The 21,646-nt window shown below is 59.9% G+C and carries 19 protein-coding genes and 1 tRNA gene; 15 read left to right on the top strand and 5 right to left on the bottom strand.

The annotated features are described in order from the left end of the window. Positions 1–284 precede the first annotated feature (284 nt). The 10 genes from bamA (at position 285) to P0Y59_06315 (ending at position 12,788) form a co-directional block, all read left to right on the top strand. The gene (gene bamA, locus P0Y59_06360; protein ID WEK01305.1) at positions 285–2,864 is read left to right on the top strand and encodes an outer membrane protein assembly factor BamA; all 2,580 of its coding nucleotides are present in this window, start codon (positions 285–287) and stop codon (positions 2,862–2,864) included. Next, positions 2,864–3,559 carry an OmpH family outer membrane protein gene (locus tag P0Y59_06355; GenBank protein ID WEK01304.1) on the top strand — a complete coding sequence of 232 codons (696 nt, stop codon included), beginning with the start codon at positions 2,864–2,866 and terminating at the stop codon, positions 3,557–3,559. Before bamA ends, P0Y59_06355 begins: the two co-directional genes overlap by 1 nt. Continuing rightward, the gene (locus P0Y59_06350) at positions 3,556–4,032 is read left to right on the top strand and encodes a beta-hydroxyacyl-ACP dehydratase (protein WEK01303.1); all 477 of its coding nucleotides are present in this window, start codon (positions 3,556–3,558) and stop codon (positions 4,030–4,032) included. Before P0Y59_06355 ends, P0Y59_06350 begins: the two co-directional genes overlap by 4 nt. A 95-nt stretch (positions 4,033–4,127) precedes the next feature. Continuing rightward, positions 4,128–4,358, top strand: coding sequence for a 50S ribosomal protein L31 (gene rpmE / locus P0Y59_06345; protein ID WEK01302.1), 231 nt, complete (start codon positions 4,128–4,130; stop codon positions 4,356–4,358). Between the two features lie 80 nt (positions 4,359–4,438). Next, positions 4,439–4,777, top strand: coding sequence for a PilZ domain-containing protein (locus P0Y59_06340; GenBank protein ID WEK01301.1), 339 nt, complete (start codon positions 4,439–4,441; stop codon positions 4,775–4,777). Positions 4,778–5,047: 270 nt separating this feature from the next. Beyond that, positions 5,048–6,823: a hypothetical protein gene (locus P0Y59_06335; GenBank protein WEK01300.1), complete on the top strand. Its 1,776-nt coding sequence runs from the start codon at positions 5,048–5,050 to the stop codon at positions 6,821–6,823. Between the two features lie 275 nt (positions 6,824–7,098). Then, positions 7,099–8,367 (top strand): integrase family protein, encoded by a 1,269-nt coding sequence (locus P0Y59_06330; GenBank protein WEK01299.1) that lies wholly within the window; start codon positions 7,099–7,101, stop codon positions 8,365–8,367. Between the two features lie 904 nt (positions 8,368–9,271). After that, entirely contained in the window at positions 9,272–10,111 is an 840-nt protein-coding gene (locus P0Y59_06325; GenBank protein WEK01298.1) for a hypothetical protein, read from the top strand. Positions 10,112–10,381: 270 nt separating this feature from the next. Further along, on the top strand, positions 10,382–10,636 hold the full coding sequence (locus P0Y59_06320; protein WEK01297.1) for a hypothetical protein: 255 nt from the start codon (positions 10,382–10,384) through the stop codon (positions 10,634–10,636). 214 nt (positions 10,637–10,850) lie between these two features. Then, positions 10,851–12,788: an AAA family ATPase gene (locus P0Y59_06315; GenBank protein WEK01296.1), complete on the top strand. Its 1,938-nt coding sequence runs from the start codon at positions 10,851–10,853 to the stop codon at positions 12,786–12,788. Between the two features lie 465 nt (positions 12,789–13,253). On the opposite strand, the gene P0Y59_06310 is transcribed toward P0Y59_06315, so the two are convergent. Beyond that, entirely contained in the window at positions 13,254–13,472 is a 219-nt protein-coding gene (locus P0Y59_06310; protein ID WEK01295.1) for a helix-turn-helix transcriptional regulator, read from the bottom strand. Between the two features lie 100 nt (positions 13,473–13,572). On the opposite strand from P0Y59_06310, the gene P0Y59_06305 reads away from it, so the two are divergent. Both P0Y59_06305 and P0Y59_06300 read left to right on the top strand, forming a co-directional pair. After that, on the top strand, positions 13,573–14,070 hold the full coding sequence (locus tag P0Y59_06305) for a PH domain-containing protein (protein WEK01294.1): 498 nt from the start codon (positions 13,573–13,575) through the stop codon (positions 14,068–14,070). Further along, a complete protein-coding gene (locus P0Y59_06300) occupies positions 14,057–14,725 on the top strand; it encodes a hypothetical protein (GenBank protein ID WEK01293.1) in 669 nt (222 codons plus the stop codon). Before P0Y59_06305 ends, P0Y59_06300 begins: the two co-directional genes overlap by 14 nt. 11 nt (positions 14,726–14,736) lie before the next feature. Here P0Y59_06300 and P0Y59_06295 read toward each other — a convergent pair whose 3' ends face one another. Genes P0Y59_06295 through P0Y59_06285 form a run of 3 tightly spaced genes read right to left on the bottom strand, consistent with a single transcriptional unit; the run spans position 14,737 to position 18,267 of the window. Then, entirely contained in the window at positions 14,737–16,638 is a 1,902-nt protein-coding gene (locus P0Y59_06295; GenBank protein ID WEK01292.1) for a caspase family protein, read from the bottom strand. Then, positions 16,635–17,300, bottom strand: coding sequence for a hypothetical protein (locus P0Y59_06290; protein ID WEK01291.1), 666 nt, complete (start codon positions 17,298–17,300; stop codon positions 16,635–16,637). Before P0Y59_06290 ends, P0Y59_06295 begins: the two co-directional genes overlap by 4 nt. A 52-nt stretch (positions 17,301–17,352) precedes the next feature. Then, entirely contained in the window at positions 17,353–18,267 is a 915-nt protein-coding gene (locus tag P0Y59_06285; GenBank protein ID WEK01290.1) for a hypothetical protein, read from the bottom strand. A 184-nt stretch (positions 18,268–18,451) separates the two neighbouring features. Here P0Y59_06285 and P0Y59_06280 point away from each other — a divergent pair, with 184 nt between their 5' ends. After that, a complete protein-coding gene (locus P0Y59_06280; protein ID WEK01289.1) occupies positions 18,452–19,258 on the top strand; it encodes a hypothetical protein in 807 nt (268 codons plus the stop codon). 41 nt (positions 19,259–19,299) lie between these two features. On the opposite strand, the gene P0Y59_06275 is transcribed toward P0Y59_06280, so the two are convergent. After that, positions 19,300–19,389 (bottom strand) — tRNA-Ser (locus P0Y59_06275). A gap of 308 nt (positions 19,390–19,697) precedes the next feature. Here P0Y59_06275 and P0Y59_06270 point away from each other — a divergent pair. After that, on the top strand, positions 19,698–20,717 hold the full coding sequence (locus P0Y59_06270) for a lytic murein transglycosylase (GenBank protein ID WEK01288.1): 1,020 nt from the start codon (positions 19,698–19,700) through the stop codon (positions 20,715–20,717). Continuing rightward, entirely contained in the window at positions 20,701–21,639 is a 939-nt protein-coding gene (locus P0Y59_06265) for an SPOR domain-containing protein (protein WEK01287.1), read from the top strand. The genes P0Y59_06270 and P0Y59_06265 overlap by 17 nt, the downstream gene beginning before the upstream one ends. Positions 21,640–21,646: the final 7 nt, after the last annotated feature.

The following is a 21,646-nucleotide window of genomic DNA, read 5'->3' as shown; positions in this document are numbered from 1 at the left end:
CGTGGTTGAGGCAGGGCTAGCGGATAGGCGGCCCGCATATTTTCTCCGACTGGGGTGGGATAGTGACAGCGATCAAGGTTACATCATTCGGCGCCCGCGCCACCGTCGTGCTTCTTACAGGCACGATGTTGTCGGGCGTGCCGATGGCCGCGAGCGCCCAGGCGGCTGCGGGCCAGGCTGCACCAGCCCGCGGTAGGGCGGCACCAGCTGCACCAGCTCGGGGACAGGCAGCACCGGCCGCAGCAGCTCCCGCTCAGCCTGATTCAGTTCCGGTGGCTCCCCCCGTGACCCGGACGATCAAGTCGTTGCGGGTCGAAGGATCGCAGCGCATCGAATCCGATACCGTGCTTTCCTATACCAAGCTCCGCGTCGGCACGTCCTTCACCAACGAGACGCTCGATCAGGCGATCAAGGATCTCTACGCCAGCGATCTGTTCGCCGATGTGTCGATCAGCGGTGCCGAATCGGGCGAGATCGTGCTGCGGATCCGGGAGAATCCGGTGATCAACCGCGTGCTGCTCGAGGGCAACAAGCGACTGAAGGAAGACAAGATCAAGAAGGAGATCAAGCTCGCTCCGCGGCAGATCTTCACGCGCACCGCCGTCCGTCAGGATGTCGGCCGCATCGTCGAACTATACCGTCGCCAGGGCCGCTTCGCTGCGGTCGTCGAGCCGAAGATGGTTGCGCTCGACCAGAATCGCGTCGACGTCGTCTTCGAGATCACCGAGGGCCCGAAATCGAAGGTCCGCCAGATCAATATCCTCGGCAACGAGGTGTTCTCCGACAGCAAGCTGCGCGGCGAGATGGCGACGAAGCAGGCGCGCCTCAGCACGCTCCTGAGCTCGAACACGAGCTACGATCAGGATCGCATGGCCTATGACCAGCAGAAGATGCGTCAGTTCTACCTGACCAACGGCTATGCCGACTTCCGCGTGACGTCAGCGGTCGCAGAACTGACTCCGGACAAGAAAGACTTCATCATCACCTATGTGGTCGAGGAAGGTCCTCGCTACAAATTTGGTGAAGTGTCGGTCGACAGCGATATCCGCGACTTCGACAACAAGCGCCTTGCCGCCACGCTGCCGATGAAGAAGGGCGAGTGGTACAACGCGAAGCAGGTCGAGGATTCGGTCGATAGCCTGAGCGAATCGACCGGCCTGTTCGGCTATGCCTTCACCGAAGTGAACCCGGAGTTCAACCGCGACAAAGAAACGCTGACGATGGGGATCAATTTCCACATCGCTGCGGCCCAGCGCTCCTATGTCGAGCGGATCGAGATCAACGGCAACACTCAGACCCAGGACAAGGTGATCCGGCGCGAGATCCGCCTGTCAGAGGGCGACGCCTTCAACAGCTTCCAGCTGAAGCGTTCGCAGGATCGCATCAACTCGCTCGGCTTCTTCCAGGAGAAGTTCGAGATCAAGAAAACGCAGGGATCGGCGCCCGACCGTGTAGTGCTGGCAGCGAACGTCGAAGAGAAATCGACTGGCGAACTGTCGCTTTCCGCAGGCTATTCCAGCCTTGAGAAATTTATCATCCAGGCCTCGATCCGCCAGCGCAACTTCCGCGGCAAGGGGCAGGAACTGCGCGCCAGCGTCAACTATTCAAGCTACTCGAAATCGGTCGAGGTGGGCTTCACCGAGCCTTATTTGTTCGACAAGAACATCGCGATCGGTGGCGACATCTTCCGCCGCGATTACAATGCCTTCAACTATGTCGGCGATCAACGTCAGACGACCTACACCCAGGTTTCGACCGGCTTCCAGATTCGCGCGGGCCTGCCGCTGACCGAATATTGGTCGCTGTCAGGTCGCTATGGCGTGTCCTACGATCAGGTCGGGCTCGACAAGTCGACCTATTTTACTGGTAACGCTTGCGATCCATTGCTGGCAGGGCGCTATCTCTGCGACGCGATCGGCAACCGCGTTACCTCGTCGGTCGGTTTCTCGCTGATCAATGACAGCCTCAACAGCCGCTTGCGGCCAAGCGCAGGCAAGCGGCTGGTCTTCAGTGCCGATTTCGCCGGTCTTGGTGGTGACGTGAGATATGTCCGCACCCGCTTCGAGGGCGCAAAATACTGGGGTCTTGGCAGCGGCTTCATCCTCTCGGCGAATGCCGAGGGCGGGTATATCAAATCGCTCGAGAGCAGCCGTGGACCGGGCATCGACAGTGTTCGCATCACCGACCGCTTCTATCTCGGCGAGCCCGATTTCCGCGGCTTCGATATCCGCGGCGTCGGCCCACGAGTCCAGCGCATCAATTATATCACGGACCAGACGACCGGGAACCAGACGCTGCAGACCGACCGTACGCAGTTCGTCGATGACGCCCTGGGTGGCCGGGCTTATTATCTGGGCCGGCTCGAGATGGAGATTCCGCTCGGTGCCGGTGCGCGCGAGATGGGCTTGCGCCCGTCTATCTACGTCCAGGCCGGCGCGTTGTTCGGTATCACCCGGCCGCTGCCGACTGCGACTTTTCCGGTCTTCGTCGATCCGTTCACGGGCAAGAAGACGGTCCTGCCGCTCGAGACGCAGCTGTTTAACAACGGCAATCCGCTATTCACCGTCCCGACGACCGACGCAGATCATGCGGGCCTCACCACGACGTGTAAAGTCGGCTATTCTGCGACGCTCGGGGGCACTGATTGCGCCGGCACATCGGTAAACGCTCCTGCTCTCCGGACGGTACAGCCGTTTCTCGAACGTTTCGGTGGTGATTCCGCCAAGCCCCGGCTGTCGGTCGGAGCGGGCGTCAACTGGAACTCGCCGTTCGGGCCGCTTCGTATCGACGTTGCTTATGCTTTGCTCAAAGACCCGAGCGACGATACCAAGCTCGTTACATTCAACGTAGGGACACAATTCTGATGAAGACGTACAAGAAGGTTCTGCTTGCCACGGCGCTTGTCGTGCCAGGTTTCGTGTTCGGCGTGGCGGGGGCCCAGGCACAGACCGTTGCGATGCTCGATCCCGACGCCGCCATGCAGAATTCCAAGGTCTGGACCACTACCTGGACGACGATCGATACCACCTACAAGGCACAGATCGATCAGGCGAAGGCGCGCAACGAGGCGATCAATGCCGAGATCCAGCCGCTGCTGAAGGCGCTCGATGCCAATGGCGATGGCCAGCTTTCGCAGGAAGAGATTCAGCGCGCCCGCGACAGCAAGCGCCCGGAACTCGCCCAGATCGAGCAGAAGCAGACAGCCGGTCAGGCTGAACTCGGCCGCATATTGCAACCCGTCACCCGCGCGCGCCTGTATTTGCAGGAGCAGGTCGGTTCCAAGATCGCCGATGCTGTCAGCAGCGTGGTTAAGACCCGCAAGGTCGGTCTTATCGTGAAGCCGGAAGCGGTGCTGATGCTCGGCGACGCCGCTGCCGACATCACGCCGGCGGTGAGCGCCGAGATCGATCGTACCCTGACCAGCGTCGCGGTGCCACCGCCTGTCGCATGGCAGCCCAAGCCCCAGCAGGGTCAGCAGGCCCAGGGTGCACCCGCTGCCGCTCCCGCGCCTGCGGCGCCTGCCGGACGTCCTGCAACGACGCCGCCGAAGGGCCGGTGACCGAGGCGGTTGCGACGGGGGCGCTCGGCCCGCTCGATATCGGGCGGGTCATGGCGGCGCTCCCCCATCGTTACCCGATGCTGCTGGTCGACCGTGTCGAGGAACTGATCCTCGACCGGTCGATCGCGGCGATCAAGGCGGTGACGATCAACGAGAGCTTCTTCCAGGGGCATTTCCCCGGACGTCCGATCATGCCCGGCGTGTTGATCGTCGAGGCGATGGCACAGGCGGCTGGAATCCTGGCGGTCGAATCGCTCGGCCTCGCCGGCTCCGGCAAGCTCGTCTATTTCATGTCGATCGACGAGGTGAAGTTCCGCAAGCCGGTCGAACCCGGCGTGTTGCTGCGCCTTGAGGTCGAGATCGTGCAGAAGAGCGCCCGCGCCACCAAATTCGCTGGACGTACGACGATCGACGGCAAGCTCGCCGCCGAAGCGAAGTTCATGGCGATGATCACCGATCCCCCTAAGGCTTGACGCAAACACCCACAGGTTGCACTCGGCGCGGCCCTCTGTTAGGGGCCGCGCCTTCGCTGCTGGTCGGAAACCAGCGGCTTTCCGGAGAATTCGACGTGAGAAAAGATATTCATCCCGATTATCACACCATCAAGGTGCAGATGACCGATGGCACCCAGTTCGAGACCCGCTCGACCTGGGGCAAGGAAGGCGATTTGATGACGCTCGACATCGATCCGCTCGCGCATCCGGCATGGACCGGCGGCCGCGGTACGATGCTTGATTCAGGCGGCCAGGTCGCGCGCTTCAACAAGCGCTTTGGCGGGCTGACGCTCAACAAGAAGTAAGATGGCGCGCGCCGTCGTTAATGGCGCGTTAGCTATCGAGGACTAGGCTTTCCCTCGTCGCACAATGCGAGAGGGAAGCCATGTTCGCCGCAGAATTCGAACCAGCTATGAGCAACGGACGCCGGCGTAGCCCGCGTGCACCGGTGTCACTCGACGCGCGCATCGGGCGCGGCGGGTTCGATCGTGCTCTGTGCAAGGTGACAGACGTGTCGCTTCACGGCGCGCGGCTTCATACCTATTCAAGCCTGCGCAAGGGCTCGATGATCTGGCTGACCCTGCCGAGGCTCGGTCAGGTGGCTGCGACGATCATGTGGGCGGATGATTTCGAGGCTGGCTGCCAATTCCAGCATCCGCTCGACGACGGCGATTTTGCGACGCTGGTCGATCATGGAATGCAGCCACAGCCTCGCGCTGCCTGAGCGCGCTTCCGTCGAACCCACGCAACCCCGGGGCATTTGGCAACCGGCACATGAGTGTCGCCATGACTATCGAATGGACCGGCCGTAGTGCGGACCGATGCTCGATAAGTTTAGCGGTTATCGGCCAGTTCGAATTGAACCTTAATCAGACCACGACCGACTCCAGGCAGTGGGAATGTGCCGTGGACGCAAAGTTGAGATATCGAACTCGAAATGTTACCATGAAGTAACGTCTCGTTGGCACCCCCCTCTCGACCAAGGGTTGCTGGAATGTACAAGCTGTTGAAAAGCATCATACTCGCCGGAATGGGAGGCGTTCTCACCAGCTTCTCGCCTGGGCTTGCCTTCTCTCCTGCGGCCTTGGCGATGCTTGATCCTAGCCAGCTTGCTTCCTCGCTTTGCGGCGGCAAGGCGATGGCGTCCGCGTTGAAACGCGAACTGATGCTGACCAGCGCGGTCACTGGACCTGTTGGAGCGGCTTCCAGTCCAATACCGCTCTATGCCGATCTCTCAGTCTCCAGTTTACCGGTCTCGACGTCGAGCGAGCAGGCGCGGCGCTATTTCAATCAGGGGCTGTTGCTCACTTATGGCTTCAACCACGCCGGCGCGGTTCGTTCGTTCCGCGCGGCACAACGGCTCGATCCCGGCTGCGCGATGTGCTGGTGGGGAGAAGCGCTCGCTCTGGGTCCCAACATCAACGCCCCAATGGACGATCGTGATCGTGACACCGCTCTGACGGCGATGGATCGCGCACGGGTGCTGGGCACGAACGCCTCGTCGCTCGAGCGGGTGCTCATCGAGGCGATCTCGCGTCGTTACTCCCGCGACGCGAAGAGCGATCGTGCCGTTCTCGATGCTGCCTATGCCGATGCGATGCTCGATGCAGTCCGTCATTTCCCCTGGGATGACAATGTTGCAGTGCTCGCAGCCGAAGCTGTGATGAATACCAGTCCCTGGAATTATTGGCAGCTGGACAAACGTACGCCGGTGGGGCGGAGCGGCGAGGCGGTCCGGCTGATCGAGACGGTACTCGCCCGCAACCCCGCCAGTCTCCAGGCCGCGCATCTCTACATCCATCTCATGGAGAACAGCGCCGCCCCGCGTCGCGCCGAAGCTGCGGCCGATCGGCTCGCGCGGCCAATTGCTCCGAGCGCGGGCCATCTGGTTCATATGCCCGGGCATATATATCAACTGGTGGGGCGCTATTCGGATGCGATCCGTGTCAATATCGCAGCGGCGCGATCCGACGAAGCTTTCATTCGCGACACCAATGATCAAAGCCTCGTCCGCTACGGCTATTATCCCCACAACATCCACTTCATCGTGACCTCGGCACAACTGGCGGGCGACATGCGGACAGCGATCGCCGAGGTACGACGCCTGCAGAAAGTCCTCGATCCCGAGACTTCCGCGCGGATCGCGTGGATACAGGCGATCGACGCCGCGCCCTTTCTGACAATGGCGCAGTTCGCCGAGCCGGAAGCGATACTGGCGATGCCCGCTCCCGACCCGCGACTCCCCTATGCTGCGGCGATGCGGCTGTACGCTCGCGCTGTCGCCAAGGCGCAGCGGCGCGACAGCGAAGGTGTCGAGCGCGAGCTTGCCGCTCTTACCAAGCTTCGGACGTCCAGAATATTCGCTGGCATGATCGAGCAGGGCGTGCCAGCGCCGGATCTTCTCTCGCTTGCCGCAGCAGTCGCACGCGGCCGCCTTGCCTATGCGGAGAAACGCTATGACAAGGCCATAGGCCTTTACCGCGAAGCTATCGCGCTTGAGGCGAAGATCCCATACCAGGAGCCGCCCTACTGGTATTACCCGGTGAATCAGTCTCTTGGCGCAGCCCTTTACCAGGCGGGGCTTTATGATGAGGCCAGCCAGGCCTTTCGTGCGGCCCTTGCGCAGACGCCCAGAAATGGCTGGGCGCTCTATGGTCTCGTCGAAAGCGAGAAGGCGCAAGGGCATATGCTTGAAGCTGCTGCAGCACGGCAGGCGCTCCAGCGTGCGTGGCAGGGCGATCGGGCGTGGCTCCGGATGGAACGGCTGTAGAAAAGTCGCCGATGATTGCTCACGCGATGGCGCATGCTGGGACTGTGCGTGCAGCCGCACGGCGGCATGTGGCGGAGAGGGTGGGATTCGAACCCACGGTGAGCTTGCACCCACGGCGGTTTTCAAGTTTGGGACACCCGACCCGGCAGTAACCTGTAGTGGCACGCAGATGCCTTAAAACGCCTTATGAATCAATAATATAACCTCCTTGCAGCCTCGTGGCAGCACGTCGTAGCACTGTGCCGCGTGCTAGAAATGCGCTAGAAGGAGGTCATATGGTGAAGCTCACCAAGGCGTTTATCGACAAGGTTCAAGCCCCGGAGAAGGGTTATCAGGTCCATTGGGACGAGGCGGTGAAGGGCTATGGGTTGCGGGTGGCTCCACCCCCAGCACCGGGGAAGCCGCCGCGCCGGGTGTTCATCGTCATGGGAAGGGTTGCCGGTAAGTCGATCCAATTCACTATTGGCGCATACGGCACCTACACCGAGGACGCTGCGCGCAAGCGGGCGCAGAAGCTGTTGCAGGACATGCGAGAGGGAATCGACCCGCGCGATGCCAAGAAGCACGACGCCGCCGTGGCGGTGACACTCCGCGATGTGGCTGACGCCTACAAGGACCGACCGGGCAAGTTGAAGGGTTCGAGCGCAGACGTGATCGAGCGCCATGTGACGACCACGTTTGAGGCGTGGCTGTCCAAGCCCATCGCGTCCATCAGCGAGGACGATGTGCGGAAGCGCTATCGCGACATGCTGACGAAGGGCTTGCGCGGGAAGGCAGGGGCACCGGGCCAAGCGAATCAAGGATTTGCAGTGCTTCGCGCTCTGATTAACTTCGCCAGCCGTCGCTATCGGCGTTCGGATGGCTCGCCCGTCATCACGCACAACCCTGTCGGGGCGCTCAAGGACGATTGGATTCAGTTGAAGCCGCGCACCAGTCGCGTGCCCGACTCCAAGGTCGGCGCGGTATGGAACGCACTGGAACAGTGGCGCGGCGAGACCCACAACCGCGAGACCCTCGCTGCCATCGACCTGTCGATGTTCTTGCTGCTGACCGGGTGCCGCCTCAAGGAAGCCGCCTCGCTCACATGGGATCGCGTTAATCTGGAGGAAGGTTGGTTCCATCTGCCCGACCCAAAGAACCGTAATCCGGTGTGGCTCCCGCTGTCGTCGCAAGCGGTTTCGCTGCTGGAATCACGGGCAAGGGTAGAAGGCAATCCGCATGTGTTCGCCTCGTGGTCGCGATCGGGCCACATCATCGACCCGCGCGACACGCGCCGGAAGATCAGCGAGGTCGCCGGGACCAAAGTCACGAACCACGATCTACGACGCACCTACATCACCATCGGCGTTGCAAACTGCGCCGTGGACTTCACGAAGATTGAGTTGCTGACGAACCACATTCCGAACAGTTCCGTCACTGCCAAGCACTATCTTGAAACCTCACGCCTGCAATATCTCAAGCCCGAAGCCCAGCGCATTGCGGATTGGATCGAGGAGCAGGCGGAGAAGGCGAACGGCGGGAACGTCGTAGCACTGCGGGCCTGATTGGCTATTGCTCTGATCGGATAGGTTCCGCGCCGTGCGCACTTACTTCTTGGGGGGCGGCGGAGGGGGTGGCGGTGCCGCCGGTGCTCGTGGTGCCGGGATCACTCCGCTTGCTGGTTTGGATATGCCTCCGTGCGCTGGCGCTCGCGGGGGCGGCACTGCTCCCCGTCTCTCGTAATTCGGCGGTATCGGAGGGCTTGGTTTGTCGGACATCGGCATGAACCACATTTGCAGTGACGAACGAGAACAAACATAGAAGGGCGACAGGAAAAGACCAGAGCGCTGTTGCATTAAGCCACTCACAAATGCGGTCGTTCGGTGGATCGGGATCATTCAATGCCGCTCGGCGTGCGTCGATAGCCTTACGGGCAGCGCCAAAGCTAAAGGTGAGTGCGAGAAGGCCCACGACGTCAGCGGACCAGCCTAGGATCAATGCCGGTCGCCAAATCGCTTCTGTTATTGGCGCAACGTCGCCTACGAATGATACAGATGCCGCAAACAAAGCGGTGTGCGCCAAGGCTATGAAGGCATCTCGCCCAGCTTCATTTTGTGCGTGCGCGGCATCCAGTGCCTGCCTTTCATGATTGAAGTCATCCAATGATCGTCCGCTCATGTCTAATATCTATACGCAAAGACGATCTGAGCCTACCGCCCCGCGCATATTGAATTGGAAAACGCGAAAGCGATTGGCGCAGATGAACTGCCCTCGCAGATAACTGGGGCCACGTAGACTCGCGCACAGCCTTGGCCGGCAAGGGGAGCCGGTGTACGGCGGCACGGTGCTGATCGCCCCCAGCAGGCGACGCTGGGCCATTGTGTGCGGCGGTCGCATATCGGTGCAGCTAAGCCGTGACATTCGCAGGCTAATCTCGCAATGTAGGAGAGACTTGGGGGGGGGGCATAAATGTTCAATCTGATTATGCGCTGGTTTGAGTGGGGCGATAATACCGGGACGCTCCCTTTGAGCCGGATGTTTGAATATACCGATGAGCGTATTGCCGATCAGTTCCGTGACGGTGGTAATCCTGCCCTCGACCGACTCACCCGATTGCCATGCTTATTCATGAATGAAGGTAACGAAGAGCAGGTCTGTCACGTTGGTTCAATCACACGGGCGCGTATCGCCAACCGCGAGATTCATTTTGAATATGCGCTAGATGCCGATGTGCCGCCATTGCAGAACAGTTTAATCTGGGCGAACCGCAACGCACTGGATATGCCTCACGACTTTGAGTTTTCGCGCAATCATTGGGCAGTGAAGGAGGTGGACCTTTACCGTTTTCTTCTTCGCAATGTCCGACCGCGCCGCCAACGCCCGACGGTGTTTCAAATTGCCGAACATGAGAATATTGAACCGACGCTTGCGTCCGCAATGATGCCCTTTGATGCCGGATTTAACGATGTCTATGCGGCGATCCAGCTTGCCGCTGACAATGCGGGCCTACGCTGCCGTCGAGCAGATGACATTTGGGAAAACCCGGCGATTATCCAAGACGTGGTATCGCTCATCGACCGCTCTCGCGTGGTGATCTGCGACTGCTCGGGCCGAAATCCGAACGTGTTTTATGAGGCAGGTATTGCTCACACGCTGGGGCGAGAGGTCATCCTCATCACGCAGAGCGAGCATGATATTCCGTTCGATCTTCGTCACCTGCGATATATCCGATATTTGAACAACGCGGAGGGACGAACAGCCTTGGCGAACGCTCTGCAAGGTCGAATGGAAACTATTCTAGGACATTGATAATTGATCGTCCCGGCGACGAAAATAAACAAGGTAAACGGGGTTGCGCGACTGGCTGCCGGTAGCATAAGGTTTTCACCGTTACCTACAGGTGACAGCGCCGCACTGGGGCGTACCCACGAGGAAAATTCCAGAGACGCAAGCCGGTGAGGCGCAAGGGTGAAAGCCCCCTAGGCCCCGGACACCCCCGATGCCGACTGGGGCAGGTGACGACACAAAACTCGGAGGCATGACGGACCTGCCATTGGCGGGATGCGCGGAGTTGCGTGTATGTCTGACCTGTCTTTCGAGCAGCTTTGCGAGCTGTTCAATTATACGCCCAAAGGGCGTCCCCTCGATCCCAAGGAATGCGCCAAACTTATCGGCGTGTCGGTCGATACCCTCGAAGGCTACCGAGGGCGCGGTACTCCCCTCCGTCATTTCGCCCCGCCCGGAACTCGTATCGTCCGGTATGCTGAACGCGACGTGCTGGCATGGCTGGCGACCGGGGCGCGATACAGCACCAGCGAGCAAATCGCCGCCTGACCCTTTCCTCATGAATAGCGGCAGGACCGGGCGTTCACCATGTCCTGCCGCCGGAGTATCACCGTGCACAGCAGCGTAACAGAAAGCGGCGATAGGTCGCAAACATCAACGTGTTTCGAACTATTCGAGAAATTCGCGCCGCGTAAAAATTTGCCGGATGCAGGCGGCGTTGCGCGAAAATCCCATCCTACCTCCACCGGCAGGGAGGCCCGTCATGACTGATTGGTCTCGTATTCCCGCAGAGCTTCGTGAACGCCCGCAATGGTGTCTGGCAGAGCAGAACAAGCGTCCCCTGACGGCGGATGGTCGCCCCGCCAGCGTTACCGATCCCGCCACGTGGACGGATTTCGTCACCGCCAGCCGCAGTGCAGCCGCGCGAGGTTGCGGCATCGGATATGTGCAGACGGCGGACGATCCATATTCGTGCATCGATATGGATGTGAAGGATGGCACATCGCGCGAAGCCCTTGATCGCTATCAGTCCATCATCGATCAGTTCGACAGCTACACCGAGCATTCCCAGTCCGGGCGCGGCTTTCATGTTTGGGTGAGGGGCAAGATCGGCGAGGGCAAGCGCCGTGATGGCGTGGAAGTGTATTCGCAGGCGCGCTTCATGATCTGTACCGGCAATGTCGTGAGGGACCATCCTATCGCAGAACGGCAGGCGCTGCTCACCAACATGGTATCGCTGATGGTGCCAGAGCCGCCCGCTAAGATTGAGCTTTGGGGCGAAGATCACGTGGATTGGAGCGCGGCGACACGCGCGGCAGAGGACGATGGGGAGCTGGGGCGCTTGTTCGGTGGGGACTGGGAAGGACGTTACCCTTCGCAATCGGAGGCAGACTTGGCCCTTGTCAAGCTGCTCCGGCCGCTCACCGAATCCCCCGGTGAATGCTGGGGCACGTTCCGTATGTCGAAGCTCGGTGAGCGGAAGAAGGCAAAGCGAATCGACTACGCACAATCTACCATGGCTCTAGCCATGCAGCACCTCGCCAACGACGCCGCGAGCGTTCAGCACGGACAGACGATGGCGGCGGGACTGTTGTGGCAGGGGCCGCCACCACACAGTCAGCGCCATTTCCGCCTGCTCAGTGATGGCGACTTGGACCGGCTCCCTGCGTTGCGGTGGCTGGTGAAGCGAATTATTCCCGATGCCGGTATCGGTGCGATTTATGGTGACTCTGGCACCTTCAAATCTTTCCTCACTCTCGACTTGATGGCCCACATCTCGAACGGAAACGAGTGGTTCGGCAATCGGGTGCGGGCTGCTCCCGCCGTCTATGTCCCATTCGAAGGGCAAGGTGGCATCCCCAATCGCGTGAAAGCATGGCGGCTGGCGCAGGCGGCACGGCAGAACCCGGAAATGTTGTTTTCGGTCATCCCGCCCGATGATGTGCGAACCAACATTTCGGTCATCATGGAACCGATCAATCTGCGCGAGCAGGCGGACCGGGACACCTTGGTCGCGACGCTGACGGAGCAGGGCTGGGCTGGTGGGGTGTTGTGCATTGACACGCTCGCGCACGCTTCGGCAGGCATTGACGAGAATAGCAGCGCGATGGCGGAGATGATCAGCATTTTCCGCGACCTGCAATTGCGGCTTGGCGGCGTTGTCTTGCTGATCCATCACAGTGGCAAAGACAGTTCGCGCGGGATGCGCGGCTGGTCCGGCCTCCATGCGGCGATGGATTTTGTGATTGAGTGCCAGCGCGACAAGGACGACCCAGCGCTCGCGGCTGAATTTGTCCTCGCGAAGGTGAAGGACGGCAGCACCGGCGCTCGAACGCGGTTCCGGCTGGAAGTGGTCCAGATCGGAATGGACGAGGACGGCGACTATATGTCGTCACTCGTTGTCGCACCCATGCCAGCGGAAGAAGCGCCTGGCGCTGACCATCCGTTCAAACAGGACAGGAGTGCCGAGGACGCGGAAGACGAACAGTTCGTTTGGGAATGGGTGAAGCGTGCGGTCGAGAATGGCGAATATCCCAGCGGCAGGTCGCTGGAAGGGCAGCGCGCCAACCAGATGAACCAAGAGCGCAAGCTCACGCAGGTCAGGCTTCGCGACGCGATCCACAGGCTGCGGGCGGCAAGCCGCCTGGTAGATGCCGACGAAAAGGCTCCTTCGGGCAACGTCTATATGGTGACGCAGTGAGGGGCGTTGCCACGCACCTAGGGCGCGTTGGGGGTGTATTGTCGCCCTTTAACGCGCCCCGAACCCCACAGGGGCCAGCAGCACCCCGCAGGGTGCGTAGCTGGGTTACCCCTTTAGGGGCAACGCACCTTTTCCAACGCGCATCAGCCACCGACATTCACGCGAAAAACTGCCGCCAGCTTGTGGGGAGGTGCGTTGCGCGCGCCGTAAGGTGCCGCACAGGCCGACAGCGCCGGGCGCTGGGGCACGAAACAGGGGTTGCCGCCCCAAGTGCATACCCCTGCCGCGAGTCAGCGCTGTAATCGCCCCATTTCGCCGCCGCGCCATACGCCAACTTCTGGATGCAGCGGCGGCCTTCAAATAAACATAAAGGAAACAGGAGCTTATGCCCGCAAGCGATTCATAGATATGACTAATGCAGAAATTAACACATTAACGCCGGATCGCTGATCTTCGCAATTCTGCCTATTTGGAAACAGCCTTGAGCAATTCGGCTGGTTCCGTGCCAAGCGCCGCTGCAATCCTGACCAGAACCAGAACGGACGGGTTGCGCTTCCCGCGTTCTATACCGCCGACATACGTGAGGTCGATCTCCGCCGCGAATGCCAGTTGTTCCTGCGTCAATTGGGCGCGCTGGCGGAATCGCCTCACATTCATCCCGACAATGCCGCGCCAGTCGTCCATCTGACAATGGATGGCGGTCGGGTATATATTCTCTAGGGAATATAGTCCCTATTAACTTCTGAGGGCTATTTTGGGGTCATGCCAGACGAAGGAGAATACCATGGCGACCGCCGCGTTCAGGGACATAAGAGCCAACATATCATCCAGCACAATCGAGTTTCGTTCTTCGACAAAAGCCTTTTTGCTCAAGTCGGCAACTGGCTGGTTTATGATCGCGATAACGCTGCTCACTATGGGCGGGGCGGGGGTTGTGACGCTTCCGATTCTCGCCTTGAAGACGTTGATTAACCGCACCAGCCTTTATTGGCTGGAGGGTGACCGCCTTTTCATGCGGCGCGGTATTCTCATGCGCAGCGAGGAGGAAATCGAACTCTACCGGATCAAGGACATCAAGGTCCATTTCTCGCTGGTGCAGCAGTTCTTCGGTAACGGCGATCTTTCGGTTATCTCGTCCGATGCGACGGGCGTAGGCGAGGGGCGGAGAACGACCTTTCAGATCAATAATGTCGAAGATGCCCGCTCGCTGCGGGAGGAACTGCGTTCCCGTGTGGAAGCTGCTCGCAGGCGCGTGGGAGTGCGTGAATATGACGTTGCGTAACCACCGCCATATGCGAACGCTTGGAAAGCTGGTCAGCGTCGGGATTATGTTTGCCGGGAGTATGGCGTTGACCGCTCCGGCATCCGCGCAAGGTCTTTTCGGTCCTGGCAAATTCAAGATCGAGCAAACAGACGACCGATTCTCCGATGCCCCGACGATCACGTTTATGGGGCTGAACAATCGTATCTCCAAGAAATCTCCAGCCGGGGGAATCTACATCAACGGGCAGGGGCTCTACCTTGAGCCGTTGGTGATGCGGAATCGAGCGGACGGAAAGATCGCAAGGGTCGGCTTCTTCTTCCACAATGAGACGGAAATCGACACCACCTACGGATCGCCCAACAGCATCGGCACACCGCAGAGTATCATATTCATAATCGATGGCTCGAAACGCGTTTCCGCCTCGTTCTTGCAGGCAGGGGCCGCATTTGGTGACCGCATCCAATATAATTCCATGAGTCGGTCGGCATCATCCGGCCTCCGCGAAACCGGCCTCGCCTATGTGTCCGTCGAGGATATGGAGGCTATCGCTCACGCCAGATCCATCGCGATCAAGGTCGAAGGCAGCAGGCGCGCGGCGACCTTTGACGAGAAGGATATTGCCAAAACGTTCCTTGAAAACCTCTTGACGTTTTATGCCGAAAAGGTCGGATGATTTCCGTGGGGCTAATCAATACCCGTTAGCGGGTTGCCTTCGACGAGCGAGGGGACAGGTAAGAGAAACCAAGGGCATCGGTCCGGGAAAATGAGGGACGCCAACAGGGACGCCATGGATGTGCCCGCATCCGCGGGACTGGGAAATGCTGGCCAAGCAGATTCGAGGTCAGTCACGCGCCAGAAATCATGCCCGATGTGGAATACAGCATTCACACCATTGGCGATATGCTCGTCGCCGAACTGCCGATAGTCATCAGGCAGATAAGCGTTAAGTGCTAGGTGATCGAGTTCGGAAAGAGCGAGGTCGAACTCGTCAGTAAGGTCGGCTAGCCGTGACAAGCGCAGAAGCGCAAGCACGAGTTCGGTGGGCTGCGCGATCACGTCGAGGCCGAGCCCGATTGGCGGACTGCTGCGCGCTACCAAATAGGAGAGGACCCTAGAGGGATCGAGATCAGTCCGCGCAATCTTACCCCCGCAACTCACGACGGACGCGAAATAATGCCCCAGCAATCGCTCGGCTTCATCGATGAGGCCGACGCGAGAGCAAGCCGTTATTGCTGCAATGAGAAATGACGCCTGACAGTCGCTCATCGCCACAAGCGAAAGCGAGTAAGTCTCAAATACCTTTTCCAGGAGACCCGAGAGCACAGCTTTAGCCGGTCCGGGATCGTTGCCAGTCAACAGTCTCACATGGATCGCAAAACCGCTCCAGCCGAGCAATTTTGAGATACGGATAGGTAGATAGTAGAGATCGCCAAGACCGCCGGTTACCAGTGCATATTGATATGCTTCGGCGGCGGCGATCACCTCCTGCAAGGCCACTTCAACCTGTACGCCAAGCTCGACACATTGCCGGACAAGTTGATCGGCCACGGCGGGCTGCGACGAATATGGGAGCAATGCGACGATGCAGGCCGCCTGAACCTCAATCTCACGAAACCGGTCTCGCGCCTCCCGGGCCTGAGCTGCGCAAGCTTCCGAGACGCGCTCACTCAAGTTCAGAAGCACCATTGGATTGTATTGTAATTGATCAAGCAGTGGCGAAAGCCGGTCGACAAATCCCCTCGGGTCCCATCGCCGAGTCAGGGCGACATAAGGCTCCCAGAGGCGCGGCAAGTTTGATCGAATCGCCGCCGCGCTCTTGGCATCGGGCCATCCGGCCAGCACGCTTCTGAGCGGCGCATTTCCGGTACCCACATGCGGGTTCTTGCTGAAGCTTGACGGACCATAAAGATTGAGGCCCCAGACCACCGGCGTCTGCTCGCCCGCCGCGCTGAGGCGCTGCGACACCGCGCGCCCAATTTCGACAAGGTCGAGCGCGGGATTGCTGTCCTGAAGAAAGATCTCGCCCCGAATGCATTGGAGTAGCGCCGCCGTGCCTATTCCATGGCCGCCGATTTCCACGGCAGATTCATTAGATGCAGCCGTTGCTAGCAAGGTGACGCCGGGTGTCCCAAGCTCCCCCATAACCTCCGATTTAAGGATCACATTGAGGTCCGCAATCAACCCGCCGGATTGGCAAGCATCGATAATGAGATAGGTCTGCTTGGGGCCGGCCTCGGCGATCATCCGAAATAGGTCCGCCAGCGACAGCGCAGTGGCGGACAAGGCTTGCCCTCGTGAATCGCGCAGCGCCATGTAGAAGCTGCCCCCGCTAACGGCGCCGTGACCGGCGAAAGCGATGGTCAGCGTGTCCAGTGCCTCACCGGAAAATAAGGTCGTAGTTAGGGTGTCGCGCACTTCTTGGAGAGAGGGAGAGCGCAAGATGTATGATCGCGAGACATCATAGTCACCGATCTGGGGCTGTATGAGCGCATCGTAAATTCCGGCGGCATCGGCTTCCGCGCCAGTCAATGGGTTCAGATGTTCATAGCCGTTACAACCAATGGCGATCAGCGCACGCCCACTCATCCGCTCGCCCGCTTAAACTTGGCCTTCCGTTCGACCTCTCGGTCCAGAGCTAGCTGAATTTTCTCCGCTTTTACCCGTTCGATCTCCGCAGAAAGTTCGGGCGGCACGTCCTGCATTTCGCTTACAATGCGCTCATACATACCCGGCCCGACATGTATCTGAGGCATCGAGACATTTCCGTCACGATCGACACCAAACTCAATCTTTCGGAACATCTCCAGCATCGAAAGCGCGAACGATCCGGCCTCCTTGGCATCGACAACGTTGCCGACCTTTTCCGCTGCCGCACCCATCACGCCATATATGTTTTGGGCGAACTGGCGCTCCATCTCCTCGTTCACGGGGAGAATGGTCTGAGCAATCAGATTCAGATCGTTCTCCGCGATCCCTGCGAATGGGATCGTCCATTCCGCAGAAATGCTGTGCATCGTTGTGTCAGGCTCTGCGTCGCGCGCCGAATGGACCCAGTTTGCGCCATGATTCATACGAAGAACATTGTGCTCGTTAATGAACATCTGGCGCGACTGCTCCTGCATCCTTCCCATTAGGGCGGTCACAGAGGTTTCGAATGCGCGATCATCTTCATCTCGCTCGAAGCAAAAAATGCGTGGATCAGGCGTCTCCGTTTGTTCAACTCTTTCGGGCATCAGGCTTTCTACCATAACCAAAATCTATCGATGGGGTGCGATCATTCCAAGAACGCTTGCGCTAAGGTTACAACCGTGCATCCGCTTCACTTCCGCCGGGTTTCGGCTCGTTGAGCAGATAACCGGCAGCCTGCAATTCTTCGAGGCGCATCCGCTCCGAGGCGGCCCTCTCCTCATCTGTCTGATCGAAGCTGGTGTGGAGATAGATGACGACCTCTGGCTTAAACCATGGCGTGATCGCGATCTTATCGCCCTGCATTTCGCGGTGCCACTTCCGGGCGCGTTCAATCGGGTCCACGTTAAGGTCCATCTGTTCGGGATACAGAAGCATCAGCTCGCGAACCGGCTGGGAGGCAAATACGCGCTTGAATACACTGAAATACCAAATGGGCGGGGGATTGATCATGTCATGGCGTAGGAACGAGGTCACCCCATTGGAGGTCAGGCCTACCCTGAGCAGCTTAGGCGGATAACGATCGTCGTCCGTATAAACGGTTTCAACGAGTCGTCCGACTGCTCGTCCGACACTCTCCAATGCCGCCTCGAAAAAGTGCGTGGCAGGAAAGAATACGCGGAAAATTTTGTTCACGCGCTCCCCAAAGGTCACCAGCGTCATCATCACTTTCGCGCCATAAAAATCCGCCCAATATTCGAGGGCACGATAATCGGCTGCCTCTTGGACCCCGGCATAAAGGTGCCGGTGCACCAGATGGGCTAACTCGTGGCTTAGGATGAGCAGATGAAAGAAGAGTCGATCAGGACTGTCGATCTCCTCGCGTGCCATATCAGGTGGAATGACAATCCGTGTTTCGTCACCGCTGCGCCGGATACACGCGCTATGAGCTGCCTCCACAGCAATCCTCACTTCGAGCGGCCCCCATGGTAGAAAGAAGGATTCAAAATCGGCCGCCACGGCACGCGCGAGTTGTTCGCCTGTCAAATCGGGGCCGCCAGTTGGTCCGTCTGTTTTCACGTTCTCCATTCCACACTAATGACGTGCACGATGGGTATCGACAAGTTGCTGTCGTATCGATCCTCTGTATTGCTGGCGATTTGTATCAACGGGACTTCAGGTTGCTATGGAAAAGCGGCGGCGTATGGGATGACACGCTTTGGTTCGCAGCACGACGCCCTAGAACGAAGTGAGAACGTCTGGGAAATTTCGGATGTTCATGCTACCGATCGCAATAGAGGGCATCAGTGGGGGCGTGTGGCCGATGAGCATTCTGGAATTTGTTAATCAGGACGAACTTGACGATCTCGACGAAGATCCGCGCATGGCGTTTATGCAGCTCGTCAACGCAACTCAACGGAGCCTTTCCACCAAAATTGGTGCGCTTGATCCGGAAAATCAGTATGAGTGGCAGAAGATCGAAGAGCTTCGCTACAGTTTTATGAACGTGGTTGTCGCGGCTGCGAAACGTTTCGAGATTGAGCCATTTTATTCGATGGAGGTGCCTCAATATTCCAATTTTCGAGACACAGATCATCGTCAATTCAAATCTGATTTAGATCACTATGTCACGCAATTGATATTGGATAATAGCCTTCGCGCGAAACGTGATTCTGTTGAGGTTCTACCCAAGACAAAAGATCAACTAAGAACGTATCTTAGCGGGCTCAAGCAATGCATTGAGAATGGCAATATGAGCGCCGCTAAGCGTGAGGGTCTATTAAAGAAACTCGATGCCTTTGAAGCTGAACTGGAGAAGCGTCGGCTTAATATGTTGGCCGTCGCACGTTTGGCTTATTTGATCCTAAGCGTTCCCGGCACGCTCTGGGCGTCGGCAGACATCACCCATAAGCTGACTACTAGTATTATGCAGACGGTCGCAGAAGCGAAGGCTGCCGAAGACGAAACCAAGCAGCTTCCGGCGGTGGCCCCGGCTAAGGCTCTTAGCGCTCCGAGGAAGCTGGCTTCGTCGTTGGCCTCCCCGTTTGACAGCGACCTCGATGACGATGTGCCGTTCTGACGAGAAGCACCTGCATAGCCCCCACGACGCGATGACGGGGATGGCGGAAGAGGTGGGATTCGAACCCACGGACGGGTTGCCCCGTCGCTGGTTTTCAAGACCAGTTCCTTAAACCACTCGGACACTCTTCCATACCGATTCAGCGGCGCGGCTAGAAATCTGCTAGATGGCGGCGCTGCCGCTCGCTTTAGCCATTTCCCGACCCGCCGCTAAGCGATTCTAACTACGCTCCTTTTTCGCCAGTCCGTGCCGCCGAGCGCCGAAACCACCGTTAGTTTTCAAGACCGCTGCCTTAAACCACTCGGCCACCTCTCCGCTGGGAATGCGCTTAGTGCGTGAGCGCTGTTTTGTGCAAGGGCCACGACTATAAGGGGTTCATGTCGCGCGGGGCCTGTGGCAGAGTCCTGCCATGCGGGATTTCTCCACATGGTTGAGCAGGATGGCAAGCGGGGTACTGGCCGCGATCCTGTGTTTCGGGGCGAGCGGTTCGGCTGTCGCGCAGGATGAGGCCGGCTTTCAGGCCTATCTGCGTACGCTTCGCAGTCAGGCCGAGGCGCGGGGCGTCAGCCGCGCGACGCTCGATGCGGTAATGCCGGGGCTCACGCTCAATACCCGTGTGATCGAGCTCGACCGGGCTCAGCCCGGCGCGGCCAACAATCCGTCGGCGGTTCCGAATTTTGCGCCGTACAAGGCGCAGCATGTCGACACGGCGCGGATCACGCGCGGGCGGCAGGCCTATCTCGCCCAGCGCGGACGCCTCGCTCGGATCGAGCGCGAGACTGGCGTGCCCGAATCGATCATGGTCGCGATCTGGGGCCATGAAACCAATTACGGCAAGGTGATGGGCGGGTTCGACTTGCCGCGCGCCCTCGCCACGCTCGCTTATGAGGGGCGGCGTCGGGAGCTGTTCGCCGACGAATTCATCTCTGCGTTGTTGATGGTCGACCGGGGCGTGCCGATCTCGCAGTTGAAGGGCAGTTGGGCAGGCGCCACCGGCGGGCCGCAATTCCTGCCGTCGATCTATCTGCGCCTCGCGCGTGACGGGGACGGGGACGGGCGCGTCGATATCTGGACGAGCGAGGCGGATACGCTGGCGTCGATCGGCAATTATTTCGCCAATGCCGGGTGGCGGCCGGGGCAACCGTGGGGCCTTGCAGTAAGCGTACCGCCGGGGTTCGATCGCAACCAGATCGTCAATCGCACCGTTTCGCCCCGCTGCCCGAGGGTGTTCGCGCGGCATAGCGGCTGGAAGACGATGGCGGAATGGCGCGCGATGGGGCTGGTGCCGGAGACGCGCAACTGGCCGGCGGACAATGTTCTGGCGACGCTGATGGAGCCGGACGGGCCGGGCAAGACCGCCTATCTGCTAACCGGCAACTACCGGGTGATCCTCGACTATAATTGCTCGAATTTCTATGCGCTTTCCGTGGGGTTGCTGGCTGATGCCGTTGAACGATAGCGGCACGGTCGCGCTGGCTTTCCTGCTCGTTGCATTCGGTGGCAGCGAGGGTCATGCGGGAACCCCGTTCATGGCTGCGGCGCCCGCCGGGGGGCAGCGCGTCGGACCAACTCCGATGGCGCCCGATTCTCCCCGAGCAGTGGTGCCGGCATCGACACTCGACCAGGAGGCACCACCGGCGGATCTGCCGCAAAGCACTGGGCCGCGCGGGACGTCAGGGCAGGAACAGCGGTACGACACGGTCGGCTATGCCGGCTCGTTCGACGGTGGCGGTGCGGCCGCAGGATCGGTCAGCGTCGCGCATGCGACATTGCCGGTCGGTTCCTATGTCGAGCTGACCGCGCTCGATACCGGGCGGACCATCATCGCCTTGGTCGCGACACAGGGTTCGGGTGGCCGAATCGTCGATCTGTCGCCGGCAGCCGCGCAACAGCTCGGCGTGGGCGAAGGCGCTCCGGTGCGTGTCCGGCTGGTGACGCCGTCGCCCCAGGACCAGAATGCGCTTCGATCAGGCCACACCGCGTCGGCGAGGATGGACGCGCCACAATCGCTGCTGACGGCGCTGCGCCGGAAGCTGCCCGCTCGGATGGCGCCGGTACCGGTGCGCGCATCAGCTCCCCCGGTGCCCGCACGCCCCGCACGCACTGTCGCACCACCCCCGGGCGCACGCTATTCCCCGCCGTCTCCCGAGCCCGCCAAGACAGCGCCGAGCCGGTCCGGCTATCTCGTCCAGGTTGCTGCCTTCTCGACGCGGGAGCGGGCCCAGACCGCCGCGCGTCAGGTCGGCGGGCGGATCGCCCCGGCCGGCGCCCTGTTCCGCGTCCAGATCGGCCCCTTCGCCGACGCAGCGAGCGCCAAGCGCGCACGTGACGAGGCGGCCCGGCACGGCTATGCCGATGCCCGCATCCTGCATATCGAGTAACCCCCTT

The sequence above is a fragment of the Candidatus Sphingomonas phytovorans genome (assembly GCA_029202385.1).
Lineage (GTDB): Bacteria > Pseudomonadota > Alphaproteobacteria > Sphingomonadales > Sphingomonadaceae > Sphingomonas > Sphingomonas phytovorans.
The sequence above is the reverse complement of the archived record's forward strand: the minus strand, read 5'-3'. Positions and strand labels throughout refer to the sequence as shown.

Bases quoted from the DNA above. Each gene is read 5' to 3' on its own strand.
- P0Y59_06335 (WEK01300.1), top strand. From the start codon at position 5,048: ATGTACAAGCTGTTGAAAAGCATCATACTCGCCGGAATGGGAGGCGTT.
- P0Y59_06340 (WEK01301.1), top strand. From the start codon at position 4,439: ATGTTCGCCGCAGAATTCGAACCAGCTATGAGCAACGGACGCCGGCGT.
- P0Y59_06325 (WEK01298.1), top strand. From the start codon at position 9,272: ATGTTCAATCTGATTATGCGCTGGTTTGAGTGGGGCGATAATACCGGG.
- P0Y59_06315 (WEK01296.1), top strand. From the start codon at position 10,851: ATGACTGATTGGTCTCGTATTCCCGCAGAGCTTCGTGAACGCCCGCAA.
- P0Y59_06290 (WEK01291.1), bottom strand. From the start codon at position 17,300: ATGGTAGAAAGCCTGATGCCCGAAAGAGTTGAACAAACGGAGACGCCT.
- P0Y59_06295 (WEK01292.1), bottom strand. From the start codon at position 16,638: ATGAGTGGGCGTGCGCTGATCGCCATTGGTTGTAACGGCTATGAACAT.
- P0Y59_06320 (WEK01297.1), top strand. From the start codon at position 10,382: ATGTCTGACCTGTCTTTCGAGCAGCTTTGCGAGCTGTTCAATTATACG.
- P0Y59_06310 (WEK01295.1), bottom strand. From the start codon at position 13,472: ATGGACGACTGGCGCGGCATTGTCGGGATGAATGTGAGGCGATTCCGC.
- P0Y59_06330 (WEK01299.1), top strand. From the start codon at position 7,099: ATGGTGAAGCTCACCAAGGCGTTTATCGACAAGGTTCAAGCCCCGGAG.
- P0Y59_06280 (WEK01289.1), top strand. From the start codon at position 18,452: ATGTTCATGCTACCGATCGCAATAGAGGGCATCAGTGGGGGCGTGTGG.
- P0Y59_06270 (WEK01288.1), top strand. From the start codon at position 19,698: ATGGCAAGCGGGGTACTGGCCGCGATCCTGTGTTTCGGGGCGAGCGGT.
- P0Y59_06355 (WEK01304.1), top strand. From the start codon at position 2,864: ATGAAGACGTACAAGAAGGTTCTGCTTGCCACGGCGCTTGTCGTGCCA.
- P0Y59_06300 (WEK01293.1), top strand. From the start codon at position 14,057: ATGACGTTGCGTAACCACCGCCATATGCGAACGCTTGGAAAGCTGGTC.
- P0Y59_06305 (WEK01294.1), top strand. From the start codon at position 13,573: ATGGCGACCGCCGCGTTCAGGGACATAAGAGCCAACATATCATCCAGC.
- P0Y59_06265 (WEK01287.1), top strand. From the start codon at position 20,701: ATGCCGTTGAACGATAGCGGCACGGTCGCGCTGGCTTTCCTGCTCGTT.
- P0Y59_06285 (WEK01290.1), bottom strand. From the start codon at position 18,267: ATGGAGAACGTGAAAACAGACGGACCAACTGGCGGCCCCGATTTGACA.